The sequence below is a fragment of the Pseudomonas sp. ZS1P83 genome (assembly GCF_054897825.1).
The window spans coordinates 1542438-1560706 of the sequence record NZ_CM142706.1; the positions used below are offsets into that span (position 1 = coordinate 1542438).

22 protein-coding genes and 1 pseudogene are annotated in these 18269 nt (G+C 59.2%); 15 read left to right on the forward strand and 8 right to left on the reverse strand.

What is annotated here, in order from left to right; genetic code table 11:
• Nucleotides 1–536: 536 nt before the first annotated feature.
• Nucleotides 537–1184, forward strand: coding sequence for a hypothetical protein (locus ACYZT0_RS07490; RefSeq protein WP_462045273.1), 648 nt, complete (start codon nucleotides 537–539; stop codon nucleotides 1182–1184).
• Nucleotides 1185–1369: 185 nt separating this feature from the next.
• Entirely contained in the window at nucleotides 1370–2059 is a 690-nt protein-coding gene (locus tag ACYZT0_RS07495; RefSeq protein ID WP_462045274.1) for a phosphoribosyltransferase, read from the forward strand.
• Nucleotides 2060–2063: 4 nt separating this feature from the next.
• On the opposite strand, the gene ACYZT0_RS07500 is transcribed toward ACYZT0_RS07495, so the two are convergent.
• Entirely contained in the window at nucleotides 2064–2819 is a 756-nt protein-coding gene (locus ACYZT0_RS07500) for an SDR family oxidoreductase (RefSeq protein ID WP_462045275.1), read from the reverse strand.
• A 207-nt stretch (nucleotides 2820–3026) separates the two neighbouring features.
• Here ACYZT0_RS07500 and ACYZT0_RS07505 point away from each other — a divergent pair, with 207 nt between their 5' ends.
• The 3 genes from ACYZT0_RS07505 (at nucleotide 3027) to ACYZT0_RS07515 (ending at nucleotide 5326) form a co-directional block, all read left to right on the forward strand.
• Complete coding sequence (locus ACYZT0_RS07505) at nucleotides 3027–3596, forward strand: YceI family protein (RefSeq protein ID WP_462045276.1); 570 nt, start codon at nucleotides 3027–3029, stop codon at nucleotides 3594–3596.
• Between the two features lie 504 nt (nucleotides 3597–4100).
• On the forward strand, nucleotides 4101–4400 hold the full coding sequence (locus ACYZT0_RS07510; protein ID WP_462045277.1) for a hypothetical protein: 300 nt from the start codon (nucleotides 4101–4103) through the stop codon (nucleotides 4398–4400).
• 203 nt (nucleotides 4401–4603) lie between these two features.
• Nucleotides 4604–5326 (forward strand): GNAT family N-acetyltransferase, encoded by a 723-nt coding sequence (locus ACYZT0_RS07515; RefSeq protein WP_462045278.1) that lies wholly within the window; start codon nucleotides 4604–4606, stop codon nucleotides 5324–5326.
• A gap of 279 nt (nucleotides 5327–5605) precedes the next feature.
• On the opposite strand, the gene ACYZT0_RS07520 is transcribed toward ACYZT0_RS07515, so the two are convergent.
• Nucleotides 5606–6259, reverse strand: a complete 654-nt coding sequence (locus tag ACYZT0_RS07520; RefSeq protein ID WP_462045279.1) for a TetR/AcrR family transcriptional regulator — start codon at nucleotides 6257–6259, stop codon at nucleotides 5606–5608.
• Between the two features lie 86 nt (nucleotides 6260–6345).
• Between ACYZT0_RS07520 and ACYZT0_RS07525 the strand changes: the two genes are divergently transcribed.
• A complete protein-coding gene (locus ACYZT0_RS07525) occupies nucleotides 6346–6996 on the forward strand; it encodes an NAD(P)H-dependent oxidoreductase (RefSeq protein WP_462045280.1) in 651 nt (216 codons plus the stop codon).
• On the opposite strand, the gene ACYZT0_RS07530 is transcribed toward ACYZT0_RS07525, so the two are convergent.
• Together ACYZT0_RS07530 and ACYZT0_RS07535 are read right to left on the reverse strand one after the other, a co-directional pair.
• A complete protein-coding gene (locus tag ACYZT0_RS07530) occupies nucleotides 6953–8074 on the reverse strand; it encodes a DmpA family aminopeptidase (protein ID WP_462045281.1) in 1122 nt (373 codons plus the stop codon). The two genes, ACYZT0_RS07525 and ACYZT0_RS07530, sit on opposite strands and share 44 nt — an antisense overlap.
• A 78-nt stretch (nucleotides 8075–8152) precedes the next feature.
• The gene (locus ACYZT0_RS07535) at nucleotides 8153–9256 is read right to left on the reverse strand and encodes an extracellular solute-binding protein (RefSeq protein ID WP_462045282.1); all 1104 of its coding nucleotides are present in this window, start codon (nucleotides 9254–9256) and stop codon (nucleotides 8153–8155) included.
• A gap of 111 nt (nucleotides 9257–9367) precedes the next feature.
• Here ACYZT0_RS07535 and ACYZT0_RS07540 point away from each other — a divergent pair, with 111 nt between their 5' ends.
• Complete coding sequence (locus tag ACYZT0_RS07540) at nucleotides 9368–10144, forward strand: helix-turn-helix transcriptional regulator (protein ID WP_462045283.1); 777 nt, start codon at nucleotides 9368–9370, stop codon at nucleotides 10142–10144.
• Here the strand turns inward: ACYZT0_RS07540 and ACYZT0_RS07545 are convergent.
• Nucleotides 10128–11069, reverse strand: coding sequence for a class I SAM-dependent methyltransferase (locus ACYZT0_RS07545; protein WP_462045284.1), 942 nt, complete (start codon nucleotides 11067–11069; stop codon nucleotides 10128–10130). The two genes, ACYZT0_RS07540 and ACYZT0_RS07545, sit on opposite strands and share 17 nt — an antisense overlap.
• A gap of 166 nt (nucleotides 11070–11235) precedes the next feature.
• Here ACYZT0_RS07545 and ACYZT0_RS07550 point away from each other — a divergent pair, with 166 nt between their 5' ends.
• The 5 genes from ACYZT0_RS07550 (at nucleotide 11236) to ACYZT0_RS07570 (ending at nucleotide 14314) form a co-directional block, all read left to right on the forward strand.
• On the forward strand, nucleotides 11236–11856 hold the full coding sequence (locus tag ACYZT0_RS07550) for a cytochrome b/b6 domain-containing protein (protein ID WP_462045285.1): 621 nt from the start codon (nucleotides 11236–11238) through the stop codon (nucleotides 11854–11856).
• Nucleotides 11853–12638, forward strand: coding sequence for a molybdopterin-dependent oxidoreductase (locus tag ACYZT0_RS07555; RefSeq protein WP_462045286.1), 786 nt, complete (start codon nucleotides 11853–11855; stop codon nucleotides 12636–12638). The genes ACYZT0_RS07550 and ACYZT0_RS07555 overlap by 4 nt, the downstream gene beginning before the upstream one ends.
• A gap of 71 nt (nucleotides 12639–12709) precedes the next feature.
• A complete protein-coding gene (locus ACYZT0_RS07560; RefSeq protein ID WP_462045287.1) occupies nucleotides 12710–13006 on the forward strand; it encodes a pentapeptide MXKDX repeat protein in 297 nt (98 codons plus the stop codon).
• A 145-nt stretch (nucleotides 13007–13151) separates the two neighbouring features.
• Nucleotides 13152–13559 (forward strand): response regulator, encoded by a 408-nt coding sequence (locus ACYZT0_RS07565; RefSeq protein WP_462045288.1) that lies wholly within the window; start codon nucleotides 13152–13154, stop codon nucleotides 13557–13559.
• Nucleotides 13560–13636: 77 nt separating this feature from the next.
• Nucleotides 13637–14314, forward strand: a complete 678-nt coding sequence (locus ACYZT0_RS07570) for an HAD-IA family hydrolase (protein ID WP_462045289.1) — start codon at nucleotides 13637–13639, stop codon at nucleotides 14312–14314.
• Here the strand turns inward: ACYZT0_RS07570 and ACYZT0_RS07575 are convergent.
• Together ACYZT0_RS07575 and ACYZT0_RS07580 are read right to left on the reverse strand one after the other, a co-directional pair.
• Complete coding sequence (locus ACYZT0_RS07575) at nucleotides 14308–14967, reverse strand: methyltransferase family protein (RefSeq protein WP_462046514.1); 660 nt, start codon at nucleotides 14965–14967, stop codon at nucleotides 14308–14310. The genes ACYZT0_RS07570 and ACYZT0_RS07575 overlap by 7 nt on opposite strands.
• A 35-nt stretch (nucleotides 14968–15002) precedes the next feature.
• A complete protein-coding gene (locus ACYZT0_RS07580) occupies nucleotides 15003–15941 on the reverse strand; it encodes a GlxA family transcriptional regulator (RefSeq protein ID WP_462045290.1) in 939 nt (312 codons plus the stop codon).
• Between the two features lie 123 nt (nucleotides 15942–16064).
• Here ACYZT0_RS07580 and ACYZT0_RS07585 point away from each other — a divergent pair.
• Nucleotides 16065–16178 (forward strand): annotated as a pseudogene (locus tag ACYZT0_RS07585) (SDR family NAD(P)-dependent oxidoreductase); the annotation flags it as partial.
• A 220-nt stretch (nucleotides 16179–16398) separates the two neighbouring features.
• On the forward strand, nucleotides 16399–17331 hold the full coding sequence (locus tag ACYZT0_RS07590; RefSeq protein ID WP_462045291.1) for a pyridoxal-phosphate dependent enzyme: 933 nt from the start codon (nucleotides 16399–16401) through the stop codon (nucleotides 17329–17331).
• A gap of 52 nt (nucleotides 17332–17383) precedes the next feature.
• Here the strand turns inward: ACYZT0_RS07590 and ACYZT0_RS07595 are convergent, their stop codons facing one another.
• Nucleotides 17384–17701: a DUF2388 domain-containing protein gene (locus ACYZT0_RS07595; RefSeq protein ID WP_462045292.1), complete on the reverse strand. Its 318-nt coding sequence runs from the start codon at nucleotides 17699–17701 to the stop codon at nucleotides 17384–17386.
• A gap of 88 nt (nucleotides 17702–17789) precedes the next feature.
• Here ACYZT0_RS07595 and ACYZT0_RS07600 point away from each other — a divergent pair, with 88 nt between their 5' ends.
• Nucleotides 17790–18074 (forward strand): FAD-dependent oxidoreductase, encoded by a 285-nt coding sequence (locus ACYZT0_RS07600; protein ID WP_462045293.1) that lies wholly within the window; start codon nucleotides 17790–17792, stop codon nucleotides 18072–18074.
• The last annotated feature ends 195 nt before the right edge of the window (nucleotides 18075–18269 follow it).

The following is an 18269-nucleotide window of genomic DNA, read 5'->3' on the forward strand; positions in this document are numbered from 1 at the left end:
TTTTTAAGTGAAAAGGATGACTATTGTAGTGGGTGTCAGTCCTAAATGAGAGCGGGGCGCTACTGCACTCATCGTGAGCGTGGCAACAACTAATGGATCCAATAAACACTGTTTTAAACTTATGTAATTCATCAGGCCAGTTGCCATGGGGGTTCTGGGGGGAATGCACGTGCTACTGCGATGCGAATGTCTTTCGCAATAACCACCGTCTGTTGGTAGTGTGATCAAAAAATGAACATTCCGGGATCGTGGGCCTCTGATTCCGCAGCGCGTCACCCAAGACCTGCTCCTGCAGCCGCAGAAAAGAAGTGGAAAATAAACCTCATGGGCATTGAATGCTAATGGGGATTTTTTTACCTGAAATTCAGGAGGTAATAATAAACCGGTCATTGGTTTGCCAGGCGAATCAATGGGCTAAGCAGTGCCAAGTCTATGATTTGGCATATCTTATAAAAGTAAGATCGTACAGGCTTTTGAAGCGTTGGATGCCCTGTTAACTATCGATCTTTACTATCGAATAAGCTGGAGAAAGTGCCGTGGCGATAAATACAATTATGAGCCTGCTCGAAAATAAAGAGTTTATGGAGTTTTTGCGATTGGGCGTGATTTACGTTCATTTAGTGTCGTGTTGTGTGGCCATCGGCTTGGTGTTGACGAGCGATATTGCGATGGTAAGAGATCTGTTAAAGCGAAAGGCATTCACTGAGCATGATAATGCTCACATGGAAAGTCTTCAGAAGTCTGTCATCGTTGCATTGATATCTTTGTGGGTGACCGGTATCGCCGTTATCGGTATTGATTACCTGGAAAAAGGTATGAATTACTTTATGAATCCAAAACTTCAAGCCCAAGTCATTATTGTCATATTGTTGAGTTACAACGGCATCTTGTTGCATCGCCTGGTATTGCCCGCACTGCGAAAGGCGGGCTCCTTGCTCAATCTCGGATTCAGCGCACGGATGCTGGCGCTGTTCTGCGGCTCGATGTCGGCCGTGTTCTGGATGTATGCGGCCATGCTGGGGGTCGGGCGCCCGTTGGTCTGGAAGTACTCCCTTTGCGAACTGTTGATGGCGTATCCGCTACTGATTGCACTGGGTTTTCTGACGATGCTGGCATTGACTCAGCGTGTGAAACTACAGGACTCCATCGTTATTTCTCCGCGGGCAGTAGCGAACGCACGCTAGGCCGGTTCACCGCGTAAACCTTATGGGCTTGTCCTGAGCCTGACAGAGGTGAACTTCTTTGTGCAGTGACAATAAAGGCCTGCATCAGGGAGGTCGCAACTTGATGTCAGCCACCGTCAGACCGACAATCCTGAGTGACCGTGTGATGCGAACCGACAGGCGTGATCGCCTGAGGAGGTTTTCAAATGAGTTCCTCATCGCCAACCCTCTTGCAGGACCGGGCCGCGGCCGGTCGACGTCTTGTGGAGCCGTTACTCAAATACGCGCATGGACCCGATGTCATCGTCCTCGCCTTGCCCCGTGGCGGTGTGCCGGTCGCCTATGAAGTGGCCACTGCCCTGGAGGTTCGCCTCGACCTGATGCTGGTGCGCAAGCTCGGGGTTCCGTCCCATCAGGAACTCGCCATGGGCGCCATCGCCAGCGGCGGCATCCAAATCCTCAATGAACACGCGCTGCGGGCCCACCCGATTGATCAGGCCACGTTCGACGCCGTGGTCGAACGGGAAAACCGGGAGCTGTTGCGTCGCGAGCAGGTTTACCGGGGAACACGCGCGCCTGTGCAACTCAAGGATCAAGTGGTGATTCTGATCGACGACGGCCTGGCGACAGGCGCCTCGATGATGGCGGCGATACACGCGGTGCGTGTGCAGGCGCCGTCGCGTATCGTCGTCGCCGTGCCGGTGGCGCCGATAGAGACGGCGGAGGCGCTGCGCAGCGAGGTGGATGAGCTGATATGCCCGCTCATTCCCGACTGGCTCATGTCGATCGGCCGTTGGTACATGGACTTTTCCCAGACCTCGGATGCCGAGGTCATCAAGCTGTTGCAGCGGGCGTGGCAGCGAGAGACCAGCGCCGCTGATCATCATCGTCAATAGCGACTCAAGAAGGATGCGAGGCCTCTAGCCAGTCTTCAAATCGGGTCGCTCCGACAATGGGCTTATCGCCTGGCGTGAGGGACTTGTCATCGATCGGCGCGCCGAAGTAAGGAACCGTGTCGTCCGAAACCGCCTCGCGCGGGTCCTTGGTGTGTTTCAGGTACTCACTCACGAACTCGACAATGGGGCGGCGATCCGGCCCGGCCACTTCCACTGTCTGATTGATCGGCGCTTTTTGAGCGAGATCCGTCAGTGCGGCTGCGACATCGACCGAGGCCACCGGTTGCAACGCGGCAGACGTTAGATGGATGGTGTTGCCGTCCTCGCGACCTGAGTACGCAATGGCCCCAATGAATTCGAAGAACTGCGTGGCCCGCAGGATGGTGTAGGGAACGCCCGACGCCTTGATGAGTTTTTCCTGGGCCATTTTGGCCCGGAAATAACCGCTGTCGAGCATCCGTTCGGTGCCGACAACTGACAGGGCGACATGGTGTTTGGTGCCGGCTACCTTCTCGGCAGCGAACAGGTTATGCCCGGCTGTCTTAAAGAAATGCAACGCCGCGTGATCCTCGAATGAGGGTGAGTTGGCCACGTCGACCACCACGTCGGCGCCCTTGAGCGCATCGGCCAGGCCTTCGCCGGTGATGACATTGATGCCGGTACTCGGTGACGCCGCTATGACTTCATGCCCCTGATTCTGGAGGTTCTTGCAGACATTACTGCCAATCAGCCCGGTTCCTCCAATGATGACAAATTTCATGGCCAGTCTCCCGATGCGGTGAGTCGGACAGTGATTAAACACCCGGACGTCAGGCCGTATCGGGCGGCTACTCCCGTTGGCCGACAGGTGGTCGGAAGTCTGAGTGCCAGGTGGAATAAACGGCGTTTTTTTGCTTTAGTCCACCTATCGCTGGCTAACGTTGTGCGGCGCCTCAGCTCATGACGGGAGCCCCGACCGGAGAATCCCATGAAACATCGATTCCCGACCTGCGCCGTGCTGGTTGCCGCCCTTGCATTCGGCGCGTTGCCTTGCGTCCAAGCGGTCGAGTACACGCAGGTAAATGAAACCGCCAGCACGATCTCCTTCACGTATAAACAGTTCTCCTCGCGGGTGTACGGCACGTTCGGCAAGTTCGAGGCCACGCTTGATTTCGACACGGCGAACCCGTCAGCAGCCCACGCCGCGCTCACCATCCAGCTCGACAGCATCGATGCCGGAAGCAGCGACGCCAACAGCGAACTGCAAAAGCCTGCCTGGTTCAACACCGCAACGTTTCCAGTGGCGACGTTTGAATCGATCGGCGTGAAAGTACTGAGCAACAACCGTTACTCGATCACGGGCAAACTCACGCTCAGGGGGATCACGCGTGAAGTGGATGTACCGGTCCTCCTAAAGTCCGAGAACGCCATCGGGATTTTCGACGGCCAGTTAACGCTCAAACGCAGCGACTTCAAAGTCGGTGAGGGTGAATGGGCCGACGGTGTCGTCTCTGACAAGATCAATATCCGGTTTCGCATGGTTGCGCCGGAGCAGTAACGTGCATGTGGTCCCCACCTGTCTTGCCCGCCGTGGTTTCGAACTCGAAGGCCCAAGTGGTCATCACCTCGGAACGGGAGCCCATCGTACGTCCGGGCTTGCGAAGTCAGTGCGCAAGATCGGCAGCGCAGCGGCGTTCACGTAGGTGACACCGTCCGAGCGCCGACGATCATTCCCACGCTCCCGCGTGGGAATGATCATTGCGTAGCGCACAACTTTTCAAGACGTTTCCTACAACGTACCCTGTTGCCGCGTTTCAGCATCGACCCCTATAGTTCGGGCTCGCGGAAAACACCGCGAACGACCTTGGCCGGTCGGTCACCCCCGAAACGCAACAGCGTCATTGTTCAGACCTTCTTACGTCTGAACATCGTGTTATGGCAGCTGTGCGCGGGACATCTTCGGGTGTGCCGGATTGATGGGTGCCGGTCGGCCAACCCGCACACAGCTGCCACCTTTTTCGCTTGGCCGCGAACGGTGGTTGCTCTATTTGGAGTTACACCCATGTTCCAAGTCGTGCCTCGTTACCTCCCCATCGACACCTACGACGCCGAAAACCCGATGCTCTTCGTCAACACCCACAAAGAACTCAGTGACCTGGCCGCTTGCGCCATGCACCGCTTCACCGTGGTTCGCGATTTGGCGGACACGTTGTCTAGCTTGGATCTCAAAAACATTTCCGATTGTGATCTGACGCGCGTTACCCGCGCAGTGCATCTGCTGATGCGTGAAGGCTGCGCCGTGCTGGATGTGATTCAAGCGCGGGCGTTGCAGCGGGAGGAGGCGTTCAACGCCACTGTTTAGTTGTGTCGACGATCGTTCCCACGCTCCCGCGTGGGAATGCCTCAACGGACGCTCTGCGTTCGGCTTCAGAAGGGACGCGGAGCGTCCCGGGCTGCATTCCCACGCAGAGTGTGGGAACGATCGTCCTTCGGTCACGTCAGCACGTTATGATAGGCACGCCCGCGAACACATTCTTCACGTCCGCCCCAGAGTCAGAACCACGAATGCCCCAGATCACCCATTTCAAAACCCCGTGCCCCGAGCACATCAATAGCCAGATCCTGCAGATGGTGGTCGATTACCTGACCGACATCAGCATGATCGCTATTGCGCCGAGCAACCTGCTGTACAACGTGTACCAGTACGCGATCGGCTACGAAGTTCACCTTTATCTGGAGGCATTGAACGGGGCGAAAGGGATTGCCGTGGAGTTGCTCGTCGCGACCGACGAAGACGACCCCGAGAAGGTTGTCGGCTTCCTGTTGTACTTGCCGGTCAAGGACGATCCCGAGGCGTGCGGCGTGGCGTATATGGCGGTGCATGCGAGCCATCGGCGTCAGGGTGTCGCCCGAAAGATGCTGCGGGAGATGGTCGGCCGCTATCCGCATGCCGAACTGACGTGCGCTGTGACCAAGGTTCCGTATTTTGAGGCAATGGGCTTTCAGGTAGTGGGCGTGCGCGGTACTCAGGTGCTGATGAACACCCGTGACCATGGCTCCGACGGCTTGATGGCCCTGCTGGACGTGGCGTCGATCTACAGCTCGCTGGAGGTGCGACAGATTCATACGTACCTGCTGCAAAAACACGGTAAGCGCGCGATGCTCGATGCGGAAAAGCAGCGTGACCGGCATCTGGACCAGATGACGCGCAAAGCGAATGAGTGTGTCCGCGAGCGACTGGGTGAAGGTGCCGTGCCAGCCCATTCCCCTCGACTGCGGTTGGTCTAGTCACCTTCGACGCAATGCAAAAAAAGCCCTTGGTGCGGACAACGCGCCAAGGGCTTTTTGGTGTCTGGAATTCGTGCAGATAAAAAAGAGCCTCAACGCTCTTTGATGGGGAGGAAGTAGAGCCCTTGAGGCTCAAGATGCGCATGAAACAAGTGGTGAGCTTGGTAGGGGTTCATTTCACCCACCACTTACGCAACGGCTTGAGCAAACAAGCGGCTGCGTAAAGTCATCGTAGAAAGATGGGGGTTCGCACTCAAGTACCGCTAGTCGCATGCTGTTTCAGGCATCAACCCCGGCGACCTCTCCAGCGTCTCCACGCGCACTCCTTTCAACCATCCCCACGATGGTTTCGAATAATTCATCCTGCGCCTGCACCGCAGTGATTTCTCCATTTGCCGCGGCATGGGACAAGGCTTCCGCCGCACCAAGCATCGCCCTCAGGCCCGCTGCCTTGATCTCACCCGAGCCAGCAAAAGGGGCGAGGGCGGTCCGGCACTTGTTCAGGAAAATTGCTTCGTACTCATGTTTGATCTTCTCCAGTTCCGGGGAGCTGGCCAGTGCCGCGATGACGCCGGGGATTTCGTTGCCCTGAAGCAGCACGCAGTCGACATACGACGAGGCGATCACCCTTGCGGTGCCGGGCAAAGTCGGTTCGCTGTCCTGAAGCGCAGCATCCATCAGCGCTGTCTGTCGGGCATCGAAGTCCTGGTAGAGCGCCGCCAACAACCCGGATCGCGTGGTGAAGTGATCGTAAACCACCGGTTTGGTAACCCCGGCTTGCTCGGCGAGCCGCCCCAATGTCAGCGCGTCCGTGCCTTCTTCCCGAACGAGTTGCCAGGCGACGCCCAGCAACTGGCGTTGGCGTTCCTCCCGGGACATTCGTCGTCGCGGTAGCGGGGTGGAATTTTGCGCGTCTGTTGCGGTGGTTGACATAGCTATGTACCAAAAGTAACTTACTGATCGTAACTTACCAAGAGTATATAAGGTCCGCCTTGTGCTCTCAATCAGGAGTTTCCAGCATGCACGCGCTTATTGTTGTGGCTCATCACGATCCGCGTTCGCTCACCCAAAGCCTGGCTGCGCAAGTCGCGGAGGGCATCACCCTGGACGATCCCGGTCATACCGTTGAAATCGCCGACCTCTCGGCCGAAGGGTTCGATCCGAGGTTCAGCGCTGCTGATCTGGCGGTGCATCACCGGGAATCGCCGCCCCCTGCTGATGTGGTTGCCGAGCAAGCGCGGATAGACCGCGCCGATGCGGTGGTGCTGGTTTATCCCGTCTACTGGTGGTCGATGCCGGCGCTGCTCAAGGGCTGGATTGATCGGGTGTTTGCCAACGGCTGGGCGTTCGATTTCGGTGCAGATGCCAAGCTGGAGAAGAAGCTTGGCCATCTGCGGGTTCACCTGATCGGTGTGGGCGGTGCCGACGCTGCAACCTACGGCCGACACGGTTATGCCGAGGCCATGAAGACGCAGATTGACCATGGGATTTTCGATTATTGCGGTGCGCAGGTAGTGACGTCCGAGTTGCTGCTCGAATCGGAAACTCAGGATCCGGCGGTGCACCTGGATGCTGCACGGGCCTTGGGGCGCGAGCTCTTTGCGGCATCCAGCCCCATCAACTCTGCTAGGCCTGTTCGCCTGGCCAACCGGCCCGACGCAACGCGTTGAGCAGCGTTCCGGCGTCCAGTCCCGGCACCGCATGGCCATTGCCCTCGGCGGTATCGGAGGCCAGCAAGGCATTGATGATCGCTTCCTCCACCGCTTCGGTGGCGGCCAGGAACAGCTCGCTGATGTGGTCGTTGTTGACCATGCTCAGGTTGTCGCAGGTTGGCGCGCCTTTGCCCTCATAAGCGGCCGGCGGCACGTGCTGGTTGCCGGTGGCGAAAGCGATGAAGATGTCGCCGCTGTGGTCTTCATTGCCGCCGCCGGTGCGGGCGAGGCCGAGGCTGGCGCGCTGCGCGAGGCGCGTGCACTGGTGTGGCAGCAACGGCGCATCGGTGGCCAGGCAAACAACGATCGAACCCATACCAGGATGCGGCAAGGACGCCTTGAGGAACGGCGAGTCGGCCTTTTCCATGTAGCGCCCGACCGGGTAACCGTCGACGCGCAATTCGTTGCGGATGCCGTGGTTGGCCTGAACGATGGCGCCGACGGTCCAGCCGCCCTGAGCAATGTTCAGACGTCGCGAAGCAGTGCCGATCCCGCCCTTGAATTCGTGACAGATCATGCCGCTGCCGCCGCCGACGGCGCCTTCAATGACCGGGCCACCCGCCGCCGTGCGCAGGGCTTGGGCCACATGTTCAGGCTTCACGTGGAAACCGTTTATGTCATTGAGCAGACCGTCAAAGGTCTCCAGTACCACGGGCATGTTCCAGTAGAGTCGCCCGTCATCGGGCTGGTTCTGGCGATCCAGCGTCACCAGCGCATCGCGCACCACACCCAGGCTGTGGGTGTTGGTGAAGGCGATCGGGCTGGTCAACAGGCCGGCCTCGCGAATCCATTCAAGCCCCGTGGCATCACCGTTGCCATTGAGCACATGGACGCCGGCAAAACACGGTTGCTGGTTGGTTGAACCGGCACGCGGCTCGATCACGGTGACGCCGGTCAAGATGTCGCGGCCATTCGCCGTGCGTCCTCGCACATTGCTGTGGCCGACCCGGACGCCGGGCACATCGGTAATGGCGTTGAGCGGGCCGGGTTGCAATTGGCCGAAGTGAATGTTCAGGTCGCGGGCACGTGGTTTCATCGTTTCTCTCATCTTCAATTTATTCAAAAAAGTTATTGGCTAACGCAATCCCTGTAGCAGCTGTCGCTACGGCGGGGCTTACTGACCGTTTTTGACTTTGCTCCAGATCCGCGTCCGCACGCGCTCGGTGGCGGGCGGCAGAGGCTGAAGGGTGAATAACGTGGCCATGGCTTCGGCCGACGGATACACGGCCGGGTTGTTGCGGGTGGCTTCGGCCACCAGTGGTGTCGCGCTGCGGTTGCCATTGGGGTAGGAGAGGTGATCGCTGACGGGGGCGATGACTTCGGGGCGCATCAGATAGTCGATGAAGGCCAGGCCCTGTTCCGGATGCGGCGCGTCCTTGAGCAACACCAGCGTGTCGAACCACACCGGCGCGCCTTCCTTCGGCAGGCTGTAGGCGATCTTCACGCCGTTGTTCGCCTGCTCGGCATTGGTCTTGGCTTCCAGCATCGCACCGGACCAACCCACAGCCACGCAGATGTTACCGTTGGCCAGGTCGCTGATGAATTTGGACGAGTTGAAGTAGGCAATGTGCGGACGCAGCTTGAGCAGCAGCGCTTCGGCCTTCTTGTAGTCCTCGGGGTTGGTGCTGTTAGGTGGCAGACCGAGGTAGTGCAGGGCGACCGGCAACATCTCGGCCGGCGAGTCGAGCATGGCCACGCCGCACTGGCCGAGCTTGGCCAGGTTTTCTTCGTTGAATACCAGGTCCCAGGAGTCCACCGGCGCCTTGTCGCCCAGCGCAGCGCGGATCTTGTCGATGTTGTAGCCGATGCCATTGGTACCCCACAGATACGGCACGGCGTACTGGTTGCCCGGATCATTGTTGGCCAGCTTTGCCAACAGATCAGCGTCCATGTTTTTGAAATCAGGCATCTGAGCGTGCGGCAGAGGTGCCAGTGCACCGGCCTTGATCAGGGTCGGCAGGCTGAAGTTGCTGGCCACCACCACGTCGTATCCACTGCGGCTGGTGAGCAATTTGCCCTCCAGGACTTCGGCGCTGTCGAAGGTGTCGTAGACCGGCGCAATCCCGGTGTCACGTTTGAAATCCTGCAGGGTCGTGGGACCAATGTAGTCATACCAGTTGTACACGTGAACCGTCGGGCCCTCGGCGGCAACCGCCGATAGCGAGACCGACAGACAGGCGCCCAGTCCAAGATTGATATACGCGCGGTGACGACTCATGATGCGGAGCTCCTGGCCTGCTGCAGGCCGGTGATGATCAGGTGCTTGCAGCGTATCGGCGGGGAGTGGACTCACCCATTCCCATCATGGGTTACTCGAAAGGGGTAGTGCGTGGACGCGTTGTTGAAAGAGTTACCGGTGCACCAAGGGCTGGCGCGGGTATTTGGTGCCGTGGGACAGAACGGGTTCTGGCGCGCGCTGGTCGACACGCTGCGCCTGCTGGTGCCGCTGGATAATGCGTTGGTCGCGGTGATGCGGGCCGGGCGGGTGCCGCGTCTGCTGATTGATTTCGACGCCAAAGGTGGCGCCGACGAGCATGAGGAATTGGCGGACTACAGGGCTGGCATGTACCTGCTCGATCCGTTTTATCAGGCCGCCTGCGCCGGCATTGTCGACGGCTTGCACAGTCTCGATTCGGTCGCCCCTGACCAGTTCCAGCAGAGCGAGTACTACCTGAGCTACTTCCGCACCGTGGTGGGCGGTGACGAGTTGCAGTTCATGGTCAACGTCGATGGCGCCGTGCTCGGTTTGTCCCTGGGTCGCTCAACGCGGTTCAGCCCTGAAGAGCAGGGCCGCCTGCTCTGTGTGCGTGATTGGGTGCTGGCGGCGATGCGCCGTCACCTGCAATTGATGCCGCCTGAAGGACCGGCCGCCGAGGCGGTGGCCGGGGATCTGGCGACCTTGCTGGATCGCTTCGACGCGCGCCTGTCGGTGCGGGAAATCGAAACGGCGCGACTGATTCTCCAGGGCTTCTCAAGCAAGGCCATCGCCCAACAGCTGGGCATTTCCCCGGAGACGGTGAAGGTGCACCGGCGCAACCTCTATCACAAGCTCAATGTGAATGGGCATGGTGAGTTGTTTGCGTTGGTGCTCAATCCTCCAGCCTGAACACCAATGCCTTCAACCCGCATTCAACATCGGCGTCCGGAAACTCCGGCGGATTGTCCAGCCGTTGCTCGAAACGCAGGCTCGGTGCTTCACGGGTGACGCCGTCGATGAGAAAGTCCGCACCGAACGCCGGATCGTTCATGCACGCCAGAACCGTGCCCTGGGGGCCGAGCAATTCCGGCAGCCGGCGCAGCACGCGCTGGTAGTCCTTGGTCAACAGAAAACTGCCTTTCTGAAAGGACGGCGGGTCGATGATCACCAGGTCGTAAGGGCCTTTGCCGATCACCTTGCCCCAGGACTTGAACAGGTCATGACCGAGGAAAGTCACCTTGCTCAGGTCGTGGCCGTTGAGCCGGTGATTGTCGCGGCCACGGCTCAGGGCCGGGCTCGACATGTCCAGATTGACCACGTGCGTTGCACCACCCTCGATGGCCGCCACCGAGAATCCGCAGGTGTAGGCGAACAGGTTCAGCACGCGCTTGCCCTGGGCATTGGCCCGCACCCAGTCGCGGCCGTAACGCATGTCGAGGAACAGGCCGGTGTTCTGTTTACGGCCCAGGTCCACCCGGTAACGCAGACCGCCCTCGGTGATCGTCATCTCGTCGATTGCGTCCCCCAACAGCCACTCGGTCGTGCTTTGCAGCAGGTAGCGATGTTGCAGCAACAGCGTGTGCGCGCCGGATTGCGTCCACGCAGGCGATTGCGTGATGTCCATCAGCTTCTGTTTCAGCGCGTCCAGTTGCGATGCTTCGGGTTCCTTGAACAGCGACACCAGCACCACGCCTTGCAGCCAATCGACGGTCAGTTGTTCCAGCCCCGGCCAGCACCGGCCACGACCGTGGAACAGCCGACGGGTTTCGGAGGGCGCCGCTGCCAGGGCCGTCAGTAAATGGTCGTGGAGGGTGGAGAGGGCGTCTGAGTTCATCGGGCAGCGTCGGCAATGAGAAGGGGCGGCATTTTAAACACAATTGCGGCGCGAGGACCGCTGCAAGGTGCCGAGAGTTATCACGTTTAATTTAACTTTACGTGAGGATTTGGCGATCTATCGGCTCACATAATCGGCTCCAACGATCAACCGCCGGGAGCCCATCATGTCGCAGTTGCCTGCTTCACCCACGGTCAGCACACATCCCCGCTGGCTACGGCTGACCCATTGGCTGAACGCCCTGGCGGTGCTGGTCATGGTCACCAGCGGTTGGCGAATCTATAACGCTTCCCCGCTGTACGACTTCAGTTTCCCCAAAACGATCACCTTGGGTGGCTGGCTCGGCGGGGCGTTGCAATGGCATTTCGCAGCGATGTGGTTTCTGGCCGTCAACGGTCTTGTCTACCTGATCATCAACCTCGTCAGTGGTCGTCTGAAACGGCGCTTTTTCCCGGTTTCGCCTAAAGGTGTCCTGCATGACCTGTGGGCGGCGTTGAGAGGGCGGTTGGGGCATGCCGATCTGAGCCATTACAACCAGGTGCAACGGGTGGCGTACCTGTTCGTGATGGTCGACATCACACTGCTGGTGATGTCCGGGCTGGTGTTGTGGAAGTCCGTCCAGTTTGCGCTGTTGCGTGAACTGCTGGGCGGTTACGAAGGCGCACGGCACGTGCACTTCATCGCGATGTCGCTGTTGGTGGCCTTTGTCGCGGTTCATCTGGTGATGGTCGCGCTGGTTCCCAAAACGTTGTGGGCCATGATTGTCGGTCGCAAGGAGCCCGTATGAAAAAGCGCATCGAAGGCTCAGGACTGGACGAGTCGTCCATCCTGACAGACGCCAGAAAGATCCTTGCACCGCAGATCGAGGACCGCTCACGACGCTCGTTCCTGATGCGCAGCCTGACCCTCGGCGGCGTGGCCATGTTGTCCGGCTGCAACCTCACTGACAACGAAAGCGTCGAAACCGCGTTGTCCAGCATGTCCCGATTCAACGATCGGGTGCAGGGCTGGTTGTTCAACCCCAACGCACTGGCGCCGACCTATCCCGAATCGATGATCACCCGGCCGTTTCCCTTCAATGCCTTTTATGGCATCGAAGAGGCGCCGACGGTGGAGGAAGAGAGTTATCGACTGGAAGTGACCGGGCTGGTCACGGACAAGCGCAGCTGGCGGCTCGAAGAGCTGCGAGCCATGGCGCAGACCGAACAGATTACCCGGCACATTTGCGTGGAAGGCTGGAGCGCGATCGGGCGTTGGGGTGGCGTACGGTTCAGCGACTTCCTGAAGCGGGTCGGTGCTGACACGGATGCCAAATATGTCGGCTTCAAATGCGCGGACGACTACTACACCAGCATCGACATGGCCACCGCACTGCATTCGCAAACCTTGTTGACGCTGGCCTATGACGGTGCAGTGTTGCCTCGCCAGTACGGCTTCCCGATGAAGCTGCGCATGCCCACCAAGCTGGGCTACAAGAATCCAAAACACATTCAGGCGATGTTCGTCACCAACACCTATCCGGGTGGCTACTGGGAAGACCAGGGCTACAACTGGTTCGGTGGCAGCTGACGGTGCCTGGCCACTTCACTGCGTAGCGCTCGCTGCGCTCATTCGCAACCTGTGCTTCAAGGAGTTTCATCATGAAAACGTTAACGACCGCCGTTCTGTCCATGTGCATCGCGTTGGGCACTGCCAGCGTGTTTGCCGCCGATGCAACAACCAATAACGGCATGAGCAATGACAGTATGAGCAAAGACTCGATGTCCAAAGACGCCATGCATAAAGACACGATGAAGAAGGACACGATGAAAAAGGATGACATGTCCAACGATTCCATGAGCAAGGACACGATGAAGAAAGACACCATGTCCAAGGACGGAATGAAGAAGGACGAGATGTCCAAGGACACCATGAAAAAAGACGCTCCGTCGTACTGATTCGAACCCATCCTTCGAGGCCAGACCCTGATTTCATCACCCGGTTGTATCAAAAATGAATTTTCCGCCGAGTCCGCTGCTCATACCTGATATACAGCGGATTTGAGCCGCGAAATTATTCGGGTAATCAGGGAGTGGCACAGTCATGAGTCCAGTATCGACGGCGGGCAATCATCTCCCTGGCGGGTTGATTCTTGTGGTGGAGGACGACCCGCTGATCCTGGAGTTTCTCTGCGAAATTCTTCAGGAGGAAGGCTTTGTGGTTGAACCGCAGGCCAGCGCAGACGCCGCATCGAAATACCTGGAACTGCATGCACAAAAGGTAAGCTTGTTGCTCACGGACATCACCATGCCGGGCAAACTCAATGGCGCGGGCCTGGCCAATCTGTTTGGCGACCGCTGGCCGGACAAACCGATCATGATCATGTCTGGCTTCGAAACACCGGAAAGCGCCGGGGTCAGGCATTCGGTTTCATTCATCCAGAAACCATGGGCGCTTGGGCAGTTGCTGGACTGTGTAGCAGATGCCTTGAAGTCGAAACGTACCCTGTAGAACCTGCGGCAGCTCCTGCCTCGCCAATGCTACATTGCTCGGCGAACCCGCCTGCACTTGCGAGAGGAAGCCCCCCCTTGTCTGCTCACGATTCCGTCTTCAACACCCCGTACCGCGCTTTTCTGTTCGATATGGATGGCACCGTCCTCAATTCCATCGCCGCTGCCGAGCGAATCTGGGCGGCCTGGGCCTTGCGCCACGGCGTCGATGTCGACACCTTCCTCCCAACCATCCATGGCGTTCGCGCCATCGACACCATCAATCGTCTGGCGTTGCCCGGGGTGAATGCCGAGGCTGAAGCGGCGTTCATCACTGAGGCAGAAATCGAGGATGTCGAGGGGATCATTGAGGTGCCTGGCGCGGCAGACTTTCTGAAGTCGCTGCCCGCCAACCAATGGGCGATCGTCACCTCGGCGCCGAAGGCATTGGCGCTGCGGCGGATGGCCGCGGCGGGCATTGCGCAACCTTTGGTGATGGTCACTGCCGAAGACGTCAGTGCCGGCAAACCCGATCCCGCGGGCTATCGACTGGCGGCTGAACGGTTGGGCGTTGAACCGGCCGATTGCCTGATTTTCGAAGACGCCACCGTGGGTATTCTCGCGGCCGAGGCGGCGGGCGCGGACCTGATCGTGGTGACCTCGACCCACGACCATCCGCTCCAGACCCCGCACGCCACACTCGCCAGCTATGAGTCCGTCGGCAGCCGCGTGGAGGCTGAAGGCCTGCTGCGCCTTGAGCCGCGTGGCCGTCAGTAAACCCGAGGAATCAACCGCCAACTGCGGGCGCAGTAAGCCTCATATTCGCTGCCGAACTGCGCCCTTAACAGTGCTTCTTCGGAGTGAATGCGGGCGATCAGCGGGATCAGCGTCGCCGCTGCCAGCAACAGGCCAACGCCGGAACGAAACGCCAGTGCCCAGCCCACGGCATTGATCATCAGCCCCAGGTAACTGGGGTTACGCAAGGTGCGATAAATCCCGTTGGTGACCAGCCTGTGCCCCGGCTGAATTGCCACCAGTCCGCTGAAACGCTTGCCCAGCACAAACACCGGCCAGAGCCGCAGCGCGCCGCCAATGATGAACAGCAACGCCCCGAGCCAACGCACACCTTCGCCACCCAAGGTCCAGAAGTCGATCCGGTCGGTATAGGCCGGCAGGTACCCGCTCAATAATCCGATCACCCCGAACGCCGGCAGCACCCAGCGATTGGCCCGGTCTTCACGTTCGCCGGAACTCAAGTTAACCTCGGTGAACAAGGACGCGATGGCCATCACCAACGTAGCAAGCGCAATGACCACCAGCGGTGCATGAGCGAAAAACGCCGAAAATCCGCCAAGCCCCCAAACCGCGAGGCCGAGGTAGGCGAGGGTGGTGATAATGGCGAAAAACGCCAGTTTGGCCGAGATTTTCATCTGCATCTCCACACGTGGACCTGACACGTTTCATCCTACGCCGAACGGGCATTGCGTCGAATCACCTGTGGCGGCTGCCCGAACGCTCGAAGGAAAGCTTCGCGCATGCGGCGGCAGTCGCTGAAGCCCGACTCCTCGGCGATTTGATCGAGGGTCAGTCGCCCGCGCTCCAGCATCTGACGCGCCGTTTCCAGACGCAGGTTTTCGATGGCCTTGGCCGGCGATTGACCAGTTTCCGCCCGGAAGGCCCGGCTGAATTGCCGAGGGCTGAGGCGCGCGACGTCCGCCAGTTGCTCCACCGACAACGTCTCGGTGAGGTGTTCTCGCGCATAGCCGAGGACGGTTTGAATGCGGTCGGATTTAGCTTCCAGTTCCAGCAGCGCCGAGTGCTGCGACTGGCCTCCCGCGCGGCGGTGGTACATCACCAGTTTCTGCGCCACGGAACGGGCCAGTGCGGCGCCGTGATCCTTTTCAACCATGGCCAGCGCCAGGTCGATGCCGGCGGTCATCCCGGCGGAAGTCCAGATCGAACCGTCGACGACGTAGATGCGGTCTTCTTCCACTTTGATAGACGGAAACCGCGCTTGCAGCTCCCGTGCATAAGCCCAATGGGTGGTGACCCGCCGTCCGTCGAGCAAACCCGCCTGGGCCAGGACGAACGCTCCGGAGCAGATCGACGCCGTTCGTCGTACGGTTTTAACGTTTGCACGCAGGTAATTCAGCACGCCCTCGGGTGCCTGCTCGAGGATGGCATCGCCGCCAACTACAATCACTGTATCGAACACTTGCTCACCGAAAGCCTGGGTGCCGACACTCAAACCGCCAGAAGCACGCAACGTGCGGCCATCTTCGGACACCACGCTCACTTCATAGAGTGCCTCGCCGGCGCTGAAATTGGCGTACTCGAACACCGGCATGGCCGCCAGCGCCATGAACTGGAACCCTTCAAACACTACAAACGCCACGGAAGTCATCGAAATGCCCTCAAAAGGTCATGTCCGAAAAACATACTTTAAACATCATTTGAGACGAGCGTGAGTCCATTTATAACGGTTCACACCCGGCGAACATATCGCCTCACTGTGAAGAAAATCGACATGGCCCTCTCATCCAAAGGCACCGCACTGATCACTGGCGCATCTTCGGGCATCGGCGCGATGTATGCCGACCGTCTGGCCCGGCAGGGTTACGACCTGATTCTGGTCGCCCGCTCAATAATGCCGGGGTCGGCGGTGTCATGCTGCTGCGAGCTGGCGGACAAAGGCATTCGTACGAAGGCGATCAGTGGGACGCCTACGAAGCCCAGCGTCAGACGCTTTCAGGTTTGTTCGGCAATTCCACGGCGGCACCGCGTTATCGCTAAGACGGTAACCGCCGGGGCAGGGTGAACTAAGCTTGGATTAGGGCCGTTCACCCTTAAGGAATTCCACCATGCTTCACATCAGAACACCGTTGATTCTGCACCCGAGCCTGTCGACGCCGGCCCGGCGGATCTGGCTCAAACTGGAAAACCTGCAACCCAGCGGCTCGTTCAAATTGCGCGGCATGGGCCTTTTGTGCAGTCAGGCAAAGGCGCAGGGCAAACGCAAAGTCGTCTGTCCTTCCGGCGGCAATGCCGGGTTTGCCACCGCCGTGGCTGCCGCCAGCCTGGGGTTGACAGCCTGCATTGTGGTGCCGCACACCACACCGGAAACCACCCGCGCACGGATCAGGAAAACCGGTGCCGAGGTGATTGTCCACGGCAAGCTCTGGGACGACGCAAATCAACGGGCGAAGGAACTCTCACAGGACGCGGACACCGAATACGTGCCTGCTTTCGATCACCCGGTGTTGTGGGAAGGGCACAGCACGATAGTCGATGAAATCCTCGAAGACTGTCCTCAGGTCGATGCCGTGGTGACGTCGGTAGGGGGTGGTGGTTTGCTGGCGGGGATCCTCACCGGGCTGATTCGCCATGACCGCATGGACTGCCGGATCATTGCTTGCGAAACCCGGGGGGCGGCTTCTTTTGCGACCGCGGTTGCTGCCGGGCATCCGGTCAGACTGCCGCGGATCGACACCGTTGCCACTTCGCTTGGTGCTGCTCAGGTAGCCGCCTGGCCGGTGCAGCACATCCTCGACTTTCCCCACGAGTGCGTGGTGCTCAGCGATGACGAGGCGATCATGGGCGTGGTCCGTTACGCCAACGACTTGCGTCAGTTGGTCGAGCCTGCGTGTGGTGTTTCGTTGGCGATTGGATACCTGGACCATCCGGCGATTGCCGATGCCCATGATGTAGTGATTGTGGTGTGCGGCGGCGTGAGCATCAACGCGCAATTGGTGGCGGGGTGGGCGCGTTTATTCACAGGCGCTGAAGCAAAGTAGGGCTGCAAACGCTATCCGGGTGTTGCGAGCCCCACCGCTATTTTTTCAGCCTTCATTGACCCGCAGCAATGCCATCCTGGACGAGGATCGCTCTGGCCAGGTCTTCGTCACTGGCGTTGAGACCGGGATTGTCCTGACGAATCTGTTTTAAGACCGACTCCAGATAAGCCCCACGAATCGCACCGTCACTGGCAACGAAGCTGGAGGCGTCATCCCGGGCAGGAATCATGAGTTTGTGGTCCTTGAACGTCGAGTACAACGATGCGGAAACCCCGGCTGACGTGGCGACATCGCCTGCATCCACTTTGGCCATAGCGGAGCCGAAGGGTAAACACAGCAGAAGGGAAGAGATGATAATCAGACGGCGCATGACGGTGTCCTCTTAAAACGGGAAGCAAAAAAGGAAGTGCCTCATCTATTAGGATGCGTGGCGGTCGTCAGGAGTTCCCTGTCGATGCGTGATCAGACCAAAGACTGCCTCTGAAAAAGCTCAGCGCTTCTACGAGGCGATCCGGCGCTACTGGCCGGCATTACCCGATAACAGTCTGCAACCTGCCTACAGCGGCATCCGCCCGGAAATCACCGGGCCGACCGAACCGGCTGCCGACTTCGTCATCAGTGGCCCGGCCGAACATGGCGTGCCTGGGCTGGTGAACCTGTTCGGTATCGAATCACCGGGGTTGACCAGTTGCCTGGTGCTGGCCGATCGGGTGGTGGACCATCTGACGACGCAATCCTTGTAGCAGCTGTCGAGCAGCGCTGTGGCGAGGGGATTTATCCCTGTTCGGCTGCGAAGCAGTCGTAAAACCTGAACGCACGGTCTATCTGATGCACCGCGTTGTCTGAATTCACGACTGCTTCGCAGCCGAACGGGGATAAATCCCCTCGCCACAACGCAGCGGCTACACAGATCGCGTCGCGGCGAAGTGACCGGTAAT

What these genes read in the sequence shown, in the direction of transcription:
- ACYZT0_RS07495 (WP_462045274.1), top strand. Translation starts at nt 1,370, where the DNA reads ATGAGTTCCTCATCGCCAACCCTCTTGCAGGACCGGGCCGCGGCCGGT.
- ACYZT0_RS07500 (WP_462045275.1), bottom strand. Translation starts at nt 2,819, where the DNA reads ATGAAATTTGTCATCATTGGAGGAACCGGGCTGATTGGCAGTAATGTC.
- ACYZT0_RS07505 (WP_462045276.1), top strand. Translation starts at nt 3,027, where the DNA reads ATGAAACATCGATTCCCGACCTGCGCCGTGCTGGTTGCCGCCCTTGCA.
- ACYZT0_RS07510 (WP_462045277.1), top strand. Translation starts at nt 4,101, where the DNA reads ATGTTCCAAGTCGTGCCTCGTTACCTCCCCATCGACACCTACGACGCC.
- ACYZT0_RS07515 (WP_462045278.1), top strand. Translation starts at nt 4,604, where the DNA reads ATGCCCCAGATCACCCATTTCAAAACCCCGTGCCCCGAGCACATCAAT.
- ACYZT0_RS07520 (WP_462045279.1), bottom strand. Translation starts at nt 6,259, where the DNA reads ATGTCAACCACCGCAACAGACGCGCAAAATTCCACCCCGCTACCGCGA.
- ACYZT0_RS07525 (WP_462045280.1), top strand. Translation starts at nt 6,346, where the DNA reads ATGCACGCGCTTATTGTTGTGGCTCATCACGATCCGCGTTCGCTCACC.
- ACYZT0_RS07530 (WP_462045281.1), bottom strand. Translation starts at nt 8,074, where the DNA reads ATGAAACCACGTGCCCGCGACCTGAACATTCACTTCGGCCAATTGCAA.
- ACYZT0_RS07535 (WP_462045282.1), bottom strand. Translation starts at nt 9,256, where the DNA reads ATGAGTCGTCACCGCGCGTATATCAATCTTGGACTGGGCGCCTGTCTG.
- ACYZT0_RS07545 (WP_462045284.1), bottom strand. Translation starts at nt 11,069, where the DNA reads ATGAACTCAGACGCCCTCTCCACCCTCCACGACCATTTACTGACGGCC.
- ACYZT0_RS07550 (WP_462045285.1), top strand. Translation starts at nt 11,236, where the DNA reads ATGTCGCAGTTGCCTGCTTCACCCACGGTCAGCACACATCCCCGCTGG.
- ACYZT0_RS07555 (WP_462045286.1), top strand. Translation starts at nt 11,853, where the DNA reads ATGAAAAAGCGCATCGAAGGCTCAGGACTGGACGAGTCGTCCATCCTG.
- ACYZT0_RS07560 (WP_462045287.1), top strand. Translation starts at nt 12,710, where the DNA reads ATGAAAACGTTAACGACCGCCGTTCTGTCCATGTGCATCGCGTTGGGC.
- ACYZT0_RS07565 (WP_462045288.1), top strand. Translation starts at nt 13,152, where the DNA reads ATGAGTCCAGTATCGACGGCGGGCAATCATCTCCCTGGCGGGTTGATT.
- ACYZT0_RS07575 (WP_462046514.1), bottom strand. Translation starts at nt 14,967, where the DNA reads ATGAAAATCTCGGCCAAACTGGCGTTTTTCGCCATTATCACCACCCTC.
- ACYZT0_RS07580 (WP_462045290.1), bottom strand. Translation starts at nt 15,941, where the DNA reads ATGACTTCCGTGGCGTTTGTAGTGTTTGAAGGGTTCCAGTTCATGGCG.
- ACYZT0_RS07590 (WP_462045291.1), top strand. Translation starts at nt 16,399, where the DNA reads ATGCTTCACATCAGAACACCGTTGATTCTGCACCCGAGCCTGTCGACG.
- ACYZT0_RS07595 (WP_462045292.1), bottom strand. Translation starts at nt 17,701, where the DNA reads ATGCGCCGTCTGATTATCATCTCTTCCCTTCTGCTGTGTTTACCCTTC.